Annotated in this window: 8 protein-coding genes and 2 tRNA genes; 7 read left to right on the forward strand and 3 right to left on the reverse strand. The window is 68.2% G+C overall.

Annotation, left to right across the window (positions count from 1 at the left end; all coding sequences use genetic code 11):
- The coding region (locus AC1DHD_RS10225; protein WP_476879612.1) for an HAD family hydrolase at nucleotides 1-294 on the forward strand (294 nt) is incomplete at its 5' end.
- 63 nt (nucleotides 295-357) lie between these two features.
- Here AC1DHD_RS10225 and AC1DHD_RS10230 read toward each other — a convergent pair.
- Nucleotides 358-1,788: a hypothetical protein gene (locus tag AC1DHD_RS10230; protein ID WP_476879613.1), complete on the reverse strand. Its 1,431-nt coding sequence runs from the start codon at nucleotides 1,786-1,788 to the stop codon at nucleotides 358-360.
- Nucleotides 1,789-2,133: 345 nt separating this feature from the next.
- Here AC1DHD_RS10230 and AC1DHD_RS10235 point away from each other — a divergent pair.
- From AC1DHD_RS10235 to AC1DHD_RS10250, 4 genes are all read left to right on the forward strand, one after another.
- Nucleotides 2,134-2,205 (forward strand) — tRNA-Gln (locus AC1DHD_RS10235).
- Between the two features lie 129 nt (nucleotides 2,206-2,334).
- Nucleotides 2,335-2,410, forward strand: a tRNA-Glu gene (locus tag AC1DHD_RS10240).
- A 108-nt stretch (nucleotides 2,411-2,518) separates the two neighbouring features.
- Nucleotides 2,519-4,297: a dynamin family protein gene (locus AC1DHD_RS10245; RefSeq protein WP_476879614.1), complete on the forward strand. Its 1,779-nt coding sequence runs from the start codon at nucleotides 2,519-2,521 to the stop codon at nucleotides 4,295-4,297.
- The gene (locus AC1DHD_RS10250) at nucleotides 4,294-5,931 is read left to right on the forward strand and encodes a GTPase (RefSeq protein WP_476879615.1); all 1,638 of its coding nucleotides are present in this window, start codon (nucleotides 4,294-4,296) and stop codon (nucleotides 5,929-5,931) included. Before AC1DHD_RS10245 ends, AC1DHD_RS10250 begins: the two co-directional genes overlap by 4 nt.
- A gap of 32 nt (nucleotides 5,932-5,963) precedes the next feature.
- On the opposite strand, the gene AC1DHD_RS10255 is transcribed toward AC1DHD_RS10250, so the two are convergent.
- Both AC1DHD_RS10255 and AC1DHD_RS10260 read right to left on the reverse strand, forming a co-directional pair.
- On the reverse strand, nucleotides 5,964-6,506 hold the full coding sequence (locus AC1DHD_RS10255) for a DUF1697 domain-containing protein (RefSeq protein WP_476879616.1): 543 nt from the start codon (nucleotides 6,504-6,506) through the stop codon (nucleotides 5,964-5,966).
- A gap of 34 nt (nucleotides 6,507-6,540) precedes the next feature.
- Nucleotides 6,541-7,260: an IclR family transcriptional regulator gene (locus AC1DHD_RS10260; protein ID WP_175322958.1), complete on the reverse strand. Its 720-nt coding sequence runs from the start codon at nucleotides 7,258-7,260 to the stop codon at nucleotides 6,541-6,543.
- 161 nt (nucleotides 7,261-7,421) lie between these two features.
- Here AC1DHD_RS10260 and leuC point away from each other — a divergent pair, with 161 nt between their 5' ends.
- Both leuC and leuD read left to right on the forward strand, forming a co-directional pair.
- A complete protein-coding gene (gene leuC / locus AC1DHD_RS10265; protein ID WP_476879617.1) occupies nucleotides 7,422-8,876 on the forward strand; it encodes a 3-isopropylmalate dehydratase large subunit in 1,455 nt (484 codons plus the stop codon).
- A gap of 47 nt (nucleotides 8,877-8,923) precedes the next feature.
- Nucleotides 8,924-9,526 (forward strand): 3-isopropylmalate dehydratase small subunit, encoded by a 603-nt coding sequence (gene leuD, locus AC1DHD_RS10270; protein WP_476879618.1) that lies wholly within the window; start codon nucleotides 8,924-8,926, stop codon nucleotides 9,524-9,526.
- Nucleotides 9,527-9,644: the final 118 nt, after the last annotated feature.

The following is a 9,644-nucleotide window of genomic DNA, read 5'->3' on the forward strand; positions in this document are numbered from 1 at the left end:
GTGCATGATAACCAGCGGGTGAAGCTGGACGCCGCCGGGCTCGAGCGCATTGGGGTCCTTGTGGGGACGGACACTGTGGGTGTGCCGAAGCCCGATCCCGCGATCTACCTCGAGGGAGTCCGCAGGCTCGGCACGGGCGCCGGGGACACTTTGTACGTCGGCGACAACCGCCTCCTTGACGCGGAGGGCTCGACGGCGGCCGGCCTGGTGGGCGTATGGCTGAACCGCACCGGGGAGCCTGCACCGGGCTTCGCCGGGCGCGAGGTCGCATCCCTGACGGATCTGCTGGCCTGACCGGCAACAAAAACGGCCCGCCCGGAGGATCCATTCCTCCGGGCGGGCCGTTCTGCGTGCGGTCTAGGCCGTTTCCTGCGTAAGCCTCCGGTTGCGCAGTGCAAGGAAGACTCCGACGGCGGCCAGGCCCAGGAGAACCACCAGGCCCAGGGCCACGGCGACGTCAGCCTTGATCATGTTCGACGGCGACACTGCGGCCGCACTCGAGTAGAGCGTGCCCGTGCCCTCGGCGATCCGGGAGTTACCGTCGGCCAGCTTGCCGGCCCCGGTGGAGAGCAGGTTGGAGCCCGACGCCAGCTTCGTGTTGCCGTCCGAGAGCTGCGAAGCGCCGTTGGCGAGGGCCGTGGAGCCCTTGAGCAGGCCCGGGTTGGCCGGATCGGCGGGGTCTCCGGTGATGCCGGTGTTCAGCGACTGYGTACCGTCGGCCAGCCGTGATGTGCCGTCGGTCATCCGGGCAGTGGCCTTGAGCAGGCCGGGGTGTTCGGGGTCGCCGGGGACGCCGTCCATCCCAACGCGGATCTTTGCCGTTCCGGCTGCGAGGAGCTGGGTGCCGAGGACAACGCCGGGGGCGTTGGGGTCCTGGCTGTTGAGCTTCTGCGCGAGGGTGGCGAAACCTGCGGTCAGCTTTCCGGTCCCGGCGTGGAGCTGGCCCGCGCCGGCGTTGAGCTGGGACGCGCCGCCATTGAGCTGGGCTGCGCCGGCCTGGAGCTGGGAGGCCCCCGCATCCAGCCGCTGGGCTCCCGCGAGGATCTTGGCAATCTTGTCTTTGACCACGGCCAGCGGAGCAAGGCCCTGGATGGGGTCGTCTGCGGCGGCCTTGAGCAGTTCCAGCGCCTGGGCCAGTGCGGCGGTGCCGGTGCCGGCTTCGGGATTGTTGTTGGCGCCCCGGTAGCCCTTGAGCTGGTCGGTGCCGGCCTTCAGCTGGGTGGTGCCCGCGGCAAGGCGTCCGGTTCCGTCGGCCAGTTTGGCAGCCCCGGCGTCGAGCTGGGTGGCGCCGTCACCAAGGTTGTTCGGCGCGGTCCCGGAGGCCGTAGGGGTCAGGGCGGCGGAGAGCTGCACGGCGCCGGCGGCAAGTTTCTGCGCGCCGTCGTCCACCTTGTAGACGCCCGGGGCCAGCTTGTTGTTGACGTCCGCCTGGATTTTGACGGCTCCCGTCGCGAGGCTTTGCGCCCCGGCGTCGAGCTTTTGCGCGCCAGGGGCCAGCTTGCCCGCAATCCCTTCCTGGATCTTCGAGGCGCCGTCGGAGAGTTTCCCGGCACCGACGTCGGCCTGGCCTGCGCCGGTGGCCAGTTTTCCGGCACCGTCCTTCAGCTGTTGCGCCCCGGCGGCGGCCTGGCCCGCGCCGTCGTTGAGCCGGGCCGATCCATCCGTGATGCGGCCGGTGACCAGAGTGTAGAAGGCCAGCAGGGCGATCAGCAGCAGGGCCAGAATGGCGATGGCGATCTGTTGCGCCCGGGTGCGGGGCGGGGCGGTGGCGACACGGCTTTGTGGCACGGGTTGTTCCTCTCGACGATCTCGCCGGCAGCGGCTCTGCTGCCGACCCCCCGGAACTGTGATGCAGCTAACATCCAAAAATGGTCGTTGTTCTGCCCGCAGCCAGGTGGGGGAGGGGTTGTTACTCATTGGTAACTTACCGAGCGTAAACTTGCTGGCGTCGAATTGGCAAGGGTTTTCGGCGGATGGATCCCAAAAAGGCGCCGCTGGGGGCGTCCCCAGGCCCTGCGGTGAGGAGTCGGTGCGCCGATTTGTGCAGGGCAAAACTCTCGGGTAAAGTAATTACTCGTGCTGAGGCGCTGGGAGCGCGGGTTTGGACCCGCAGGACCGGCCCGAAAGTTCCATTGGGATATGGTGTAATTGGCAACACTACGGTTTCTGGTACCGTCATTCTAGGTTCGAGTCCTGGTATCCCAGCTCTGAAAATTCCGCGGAATCACGCGGAAATCAGGGGTTCCACACCGGCCTCGCCGATTTGGAACGAAAGCCGAGTTTATGAAATACTRRCTTGGCTYGAAYRGCAGARATGCTGTTTGGAGAGTACAYGGCCCCATCGTATAGCGGCCTAGTACGCTGCCCTCTCACGGCGGTAACGCGGGTTCGAATCCCGCTGGGGTCACCATCAGAACGGTCCCGGGCTTAGCGCCCGGGGCCGTTTTTGTTTGTCGGCACCATTGTTCCGACGCCCGAAACGCCCGGGCCGCCTCCAGCCAACTGGCATGATGTTGCTGTGAGCGCCAACGAAAGTACCGGGACGTCCGGGCAGCCGACCGCCGCAGCACGCCAGGCGGCCGCCGTCGAGCTGCTTGAAGCGGTGCGCCAGGAGCTGTCCGCGGCGTCCCTGCCGCTGGCCCTGGCCGGCGCCGAGGCTGCCCGTCTGGACATCCGCCAGGCCTTGTCGCAGCTGGACGACTACATCCTGCCCCGTTACCGCAGTCTGGACGCGCCCCTGCTCGCCGTCGTCGGCGGTTCCACCGGCGCCGGCAAGTCCACCCTGGTCAACGGACTCGTAGGCCACGCGGTCACCCGGGCCGGCGCGATCCGTCCCACCACCCGGCAGCCCATCCTGCTCCACCACCCCGACGACGCCGCCTGGTTCGAGGATCAGCGCGTGCTCCCGAGCCTGAGCCGGATCCGCGGCACCGTCGTCGCCACGCCGCTGCCCGCCAACCAGGACGGGCCCACGCCAGACCCTGCCGCCATCACCTCGCTGGTCCTCGCTGCCGATCCGGCCGTACCGGAGGGCATTGCCCTGCTGGACGCCCCCGACGTCGATTCCATCTCGGATGAGAACCGCAGGCTCGCCGGACAACTGCTCGCCGCTGCCGACCTGTGGGTTTTTGTCACCRCTGCCAATCGGTACGCCGACGCCGTCCCGTGGCGCCTCCTGCTGGACGCCGCCTCACGCGACATCATGGTGGCCGTGGTGCTGGACCGGGTACCGCAAGCCGCCGAGGAGGAAGTCGCCTCGGATCTCCGGTCCATGCTCAACCGCGAAGGACTCGGCTCTGCACGGCTCTTCGTTGTGCCCGAAGTGGCCCTTGACGGCATGGGAATGTTGCCGGCCGACGCCGTAGCGCCGCTGCGGTCCTGGCTCCAGGAGCTCGCCGCCGATGCCGCCGGCCGCTCAGCAATTGCCCGCCGGACCCTCAACGGCACCGTCAGGGCACTGGCCGGGCGGGTTGAGGCCGTAGCCGGCGCGGTGGCGGCCCAGCGCTGTGCGGCCGGTGTACTGGCCAGCGATGCCACGAGCGCCTACACGGACGCCGTCCGCAGGATCATGGAAGCCACCCGCGACGGTGCCCTGCTGCGCGGCGAGGTCCTGGCCCGCTGGCAGGACTTTGTCGGTACGGGAGAGTTCTTCCGGGTGATGGAGCAGAACATCGGACGGCTGCGGGACCGTATGGGGGCATTTTTTCGGGGTGAACCCACCCCGGCCGTGCGGGTGGAGACAGCGATCGAAACCGGCCTTCAGGCCGTAATCCTCGACGAGGCCGCCAACGCCGCCGAAGAGGCCGACCAGCGCTGGCGCTCGGATCCCGCCGGACGGCAACTGCTGGGCACCGATGACCTGTCCGGCACCAGTGCGGGGTTCGCCGACGCCGTGGCTGCCGAGATCCGGGGGTGGCAGGGGAGCCTGATGGAACTCATCCGGACCGAGGGCCAAGGCAAACGCAGCCAGGCCCGCTGGCTGTCGTTCGGCATCAACGGCCTGGGTGCGGCGCTGATGATCGTCGTCTTTTCCATGACGGCGGGCCTGACGGGACTGGAGATCGGCGTAGCCGGCGGCACCGCCGTCGTTGGCCAGCGAGTCCTCGAAGCCATCTTCGGCGAGGACGCCGTGCGCCGGCTCGCCAAAACGGCCCGCGAGGATCTGCAGGCCAGGTGCGAGCGTCTGCTGGAGGCCGAGCAGGAACGCTTCCTGGTCCGGCTCGAGCTGCCCGACGCGGCGCCACCTGCTGTACTCTCTGACCACGCCGCGGCGCTCGGCCGGCTGGCGGCGGCATGATCCGCCACGCCGCCGCTAAAGAGGCGTCAACATTGGACCGGCGGCTCGATGCCCTCAACGAAGCTCGGGAACTCGCCGACGGCGCCCTCCCGGACGAAACCCTGGATGAGGTGCTCGACATCCTGGAGCGGGCGAGCTCCCGCCGGTCGCTATCGGCGGACCACACCGTCGTCGGGTTCTTCGGCGCGACCGGCAGCGGAAAGTCCTCCTTGTTCAACGCCGTGAGCGGCGCGGAGATTGCGACGGCGGCCGCGCGGCGTCCCACCACGTCCGAGCCGCTCGCCGGTATCTGGGGCGCCGAAGGCAGCGACGGGCTCCTTGACTGGCTGGAGGTCAGCAACCGGCACCACGCCGCCCCGGTGATCGGTTTTGCCGACGACTCCACCGGACTCATCCTGCTGGACCTGCCGGACTTTGACTCGACCCGGGCGGCGAACCGCGAGATTGTGCAGCGCATGGTGGGGCTGGTGGACGTCCTGGTGTGGGTGCTGGACCCGCAGAAATACGCCGACGCCGCCGTCCACAATGATTTCCTTGCGCCCCTCGCCTCGCATGCCGCCGTCACCCTGGTGGTCCTCAACCAGATCGACAGGCTACCCGAGCACGAAATCCGCCCCGTACTGGAGTCCCTGAAGGGCATCCTGGCGCGCGACGGACTGGGCAAAGTCCAGGTCCTCGGCGCCTCTGCCGTGGTCGGGACCGGTGTCGACAAAGTCCGGGCCGCCATCCGGCACGTCGTGATGCAACGGCTGGCCCTCTCACAGCGCCTGGCCGCAGATGTTGACCGGGCTGCAGTCCGGCTGGCCGAGGCTTCCGGGACGGGCGACGCAGCCGGGGTCCGGTCCGGTAGCCGCGACCGGCTGGCCGGCGAACTGGCGGTGGCCGCGAATGTCCCGTTGGTGGTGGATGCAGTGGCCCGCTCCTACCGGCAGGAGGCCACCCGCCGGACCGGCTGGCCGGTAACCCGCTGGCTGGTCCGGTTCCGGCCGGACCCGCTGCGCCGGCTGAACCTGCGCCGGACCGGGGAGCGGCCCGAGTTGAACCGGACCTCGTTGCCCCCTGCCGGGGCACCGGAGCGGGCGCGCACCGACGCGGCCGTGCGGGAATTTGCCGACGCGGCGTCCGACGGCGCGCCCGGCCCCTGGCGCGCCGTTATCCGTGGTGCCGCCAGGGAGGGCCGTGAGCGGCTCCCGGACGCGCTGGACCAGGCAGTCGCGGGAACGGACCTCAAGGCGGGGCGTAGCTCGTGGTGGTGGACGGCTTTCAACGTGGTCCAGTGGCTGGGCTTGCTCGTGGCGCTCGGCGGCCTGGGCTGGCTTGGAGTGCTGGCGGCCTTGGGGTACTTCCAACTTCCCGTGCCGGAGGTGCCCCGGGTGGAGGGCTGGCCGGTTCCTACGGTGATGGTGGCCGGGGGAGTGCTGCTGGGATTGGTCCTGGCCCTGGCCGCGAAGTTCATTGCAGGTGCGGCAGCCCGTGGACGCGCCAGGCTGGCCAGGAAACGGCTGCAGGCGGCGGTCGCCGTCGTCGCGGAAGAGTACGTGGTGGAGCCGGTGGAGCTCGAGGTCAGCCGCCTCAAGTCCTTCAACGCCGCGCTGAAAGCCGCGGCCGGGCCGTCGGGGCTGCCTGGCCGCTGACCGGTTTGACTGCTGCGGGAGCTGCCCGGCGGCTAACCCGAGGCCTGTTCTGCGGCGTCTCGAACCTTAATCATGGTGCGCAGGTTCCGGGTGGTGGTGCTGGCCTTGTATTTTGCCTTGGCGGAGAGCTTACTGAACGGGCTCTCCAGGGTGCCGCCCGTTGGGGCCAGCCACGCGACGGCTTCGGGGCCCAGCCGCGTCAGCTCGACGCCCTCGAGCGCACATCCCGCATCGAAGAGTTCCGTCAGGATTCCGGTATCGGAGGAGAGGGTCACGTAGCTGTGGGTTGCGGCGTCGTCGGCGGGGTAGGGGCAGGCGTCCACCAGGGCGGCGACCCGGTCGGCGGTCAACACCACCACCCAGGCGTCGTAGCCGAAGGTCTCCCGCAGGCATGCCTCAAACTCGGCCTTCACCCGGCTGGCCGAGAGCTTGCTGGCAAGGACAACGTTTCCGCTGGCCAGGAGGGTCTTTACCGCCTCGAAGGGCCGTGATTTGAGGGCCTCTTTGAGCTCGGCCATCTTGATGTTGATGCCGCCCACGTTGACCCCGCGCAGGAAGACCGCATAGCTGTTCATGGCCACAGCCTAGCGGTGCCCGCCGGTTGGGGTCCTAGTCGTTGGTCTTGCGCAGGGCTTCGGTCAGGACGCGGGCCGCGTTGCAGACCACCTCGGCGTGCAGGCGGCCGGGCTGGCGGGTCAGGCGTTCGATGGGTCCGGAGATGGACACAGCGGCAATCACGCGTCCGGAAGGCCCGCGGACCGGCGCCGAAACGGAGGCGACGCCCGGCTCACGTTCCCCGAGGCTCTGCGCCCAGCCCCGGCGTCGTACTCCCGCCAGAACAGTAGGCGTGAAGCGGGCGGCCTGGAGGCCCTCCAGGAGCCGGTCGTGATCTTCCCAGGCCAGCAGCACCTGGGCGGCGGAGCCGGCCTTCATGGACAGCTGGGTGCCCACCGGGATGGTGTCGCGGAGACCGATGGGCCGTTCCGCCGAGGCCACACAAACGCGCCAGTCGCCCTGGCGCCGGAAGATCTGGGCACTTTCACCGGTGGCGTCACGAAGCTGCATTAAGACCGGACCGGCGGAGGCGATCAGCCGGTCTTCACCGGCGGCCGATGCAAGTTCAACCAGACGGCTGCCGAGTACAAACCGGCCCTGGATGTCCCGGCTCACCAGGCGGTGATGGACCAGCGCGAGGGCCAGGCGGTGCACCGTGGGGCGCGCGAGTCCGGTAGCCGCAACGAGCTGCGCCAGGGTGGTGGGGCCGGCCTCAAGTGCATCGAGCACATGGGCCGCTTTATCGATGACGCCGACGCCACTAGAATTGTCCATGTAATGATATTGCCGTCTCAATATCTGAGATGCAAATCATTGCGCTGGCGTATTCGGTAACAGTCCTGCTTCAGTGGAACTCATCAACCCGCCGAAACGGGATCTGTCGCGGAGCAACGCAGGCAATCCCGAGGTGAAAACAGCAGTGAAGGGAGCAGGCCGTGGCAAAGACATTGGCCGAGAAAGTCTGGGACGCRCACGTGGTGCGCAAGGGGGACGGCGAAGGCGCCGGTGCCCAGCCGGACCTCCTCTTCATCGATCTTCACCTCGTGCACGAAGTGACCTCCCCGCAGGCTTTCGAGGGGCTGCGGCTCGCTGGCCGCAAGCTTCGCCGGCCGGACCTCACCATCGCTACTGAGGACCACAACACTCCCACGCTGGCCATCGACAAGCCAATCGCGGACCTGACCAGCCGGACCCAGATCGAGACCCTGCGCAACAACTGCAAGGAGTTCGGCGTCCGCCTGCACTCCCTCGGCGACGCCGAACAGGGAATCGTGCACGTGGTGGGACCGCAGCTGGGTCTCACTCAGCCGGGCATGACGGTGGTCTGCGGCGACTCCCACACCTCCACCCACGGCGCTTTTGGGGCCCTCGCGATGGGCATCGGCACCTCCGAAGTGGAGCACGTTATGGCCACGCAGACCCTCTCCCTGAAGCCGTTCAAAACCATGGCGATCAACGTCGAGGGGACCCTGCGCCCCGGCGTCAGCGCCAAGGACATCATCCTGGCCGTGATTGCCAAGATCGGGACCGGCGGCGGGCAGGGCTATGTCCTGGAATACCGCGGATCTGCCATCCGGGCGCTGTCCATGGAAGCCCGCATGACCATCTGCAACATGTCCATCGAGGCCGGTGCCCGGGCCGGTTTGGTTGCCCCGGACCAGACGACGTATGACTACATGCACGGCCGCCCGCACGCACCCGAGGGTGCGGACTGGGACTCTGCCGTCGAATACTGGAACACGCTGCGCACCGACGATGACGCGGCGTTCGACGTCGAGGTGGACCTCGACGCCGACACCCTGGAACCGTTCGTGACGTGGGGGACCAACCCCGGCCAGGGCGTTTCGCTGTCCGCCAAGGTCCCGGCGCCCGCGGACTTCGGCGACGAGAACGCCAAGGCCGCCGCCGAACGGGCACTGCAGTACATGGGCCTCGAGGCGGGCACGCCCATGAAGGACATCCGCGTGGACACCGTCTTCCTCGGCTCCTGCACCAACTCCCGGATGGAAGACCTCCGGGCCGCTGCGGACATCATCCGCGGCCGCACCAAGGACCCGGATGTCCGCATGCTGGTGGTCCCGGGGTCTGCCCGCGTGCGGCTAGAGGCCGAGGCCGAGGGCCTGGACAAGGTCTTCACCGACTTCGGCGCGGAGTGGCGCTTCGCCGGCTGCTCCATGTGCCTGGGAATGAACCCGGACCAGCTGGAGGTGGGAGAGCGCTGCGCCTCCACCTCCAACCGCAACTTCGAAGGACGCCAGGGCAAGGGCGGCCGCACCCACCTGGTCTCGCCTGTCGTGGCGGCCGCGACGGCGGTGCGCGGCACGCTGAGCTCACCATCGGACCTTGATCCGGCGCCCGAAGCCTCCGCCCGCCACGCCGCAGCGGTCTAGCCTCCCGTCAGGCCCGCCCCGGTCCCCACAGCCCCGAAGGATCCGCCATGGAAAAGTTCACCACCCACACCGGCATCGGTGTCCCGCTGCGTCAGAGCAACGTCGACACCGACCAGATCATCCCCGCCGTCTACCTCAAGCGCATCACACGGACCGGCTTCGAAGACGCCCTGTTCTCGGCCTGGCGCAAGGATCCGGCCTTCATTTTGAATCAGGAGCCGTTCAGCGCCGGCTCGGTCCTGGTGGCCGGTCCGGACTTCGGCACAGGATCATCACGCGAGCACGCCGTCTGGGCACTGAAGGATTACGGGTTCAAAGCCGTCCTGTCCTCCCGGTTCGCCGACATCTTCCGCGGCAATTCCGGCAAACAGGGACTTCTTGCTGCCGAGGTTGCCCAGGACGACATCGAGCTGATCTGGAAGGTACTGGAGAATGCGCCGGGTACCGAGGTTCGGGTTGACCTCGTGTCCAAGACGGTGGAGTGCGGCAACGTCGTGGCACCGTTCGAAATTGACGATTACACCCGCTGGCGCCTCTTGGAGGGTCTGGACGACATTGGCCTGACCCTGCAGCATGAAGAGGACATCACCGCATACGAGGCCACGAGGCCAGCGTTCAAGCCGACTACGCTGCCAGCCAAGCTTTCCTAGGGCTTTCCTCGGCGAGGGATGCCGAAGTGCCGCCTTTGGGTCAGGGACCCGACGGCGGCACTTTCGTTTAAGCGCTCATTACTCGGCCAAGTGCCTGCTACTCGGCGAGATCCTGGAC

This window comes from Arthrobacter sp. 05L45_2 (genome assembly GCF_056397525.1).

What these genes read in the sequence shown, in the direction of transcription:
- AC1DHD_RS10250 (WP_476879615.1), top strand. Translation starts at nt 4,294, where the DNA reads ATGATCCGCCACGCCGCCGCTAAAGAGGCGTCAACATTGGACCGGCGG.
- AC1DHD_RS10255 (WP_476879616.1), bottom strand. Translation starts at nt 6,506, where the DNA reads ATGAACAGCTATGCGGTCTTCCTGCGCGGGGTCAACGTGGGCGGCATC.
- leuD (WP_476879618.1), top strand. Translation starts at nt 8,924, where the DNA reads ATGGAAAAGTTCACCACCCACACCGGCATCGGTGTCCCGCTGCGTCAG.
- AC1DHD_RS10260 (WP_175322958.1), bottom strand. Translation starts at nt 7,260, where the DNA reads ATGGACAATTCTAGTGGCGTCGGCGTCATCGATAAAGCGGCCCATGTG.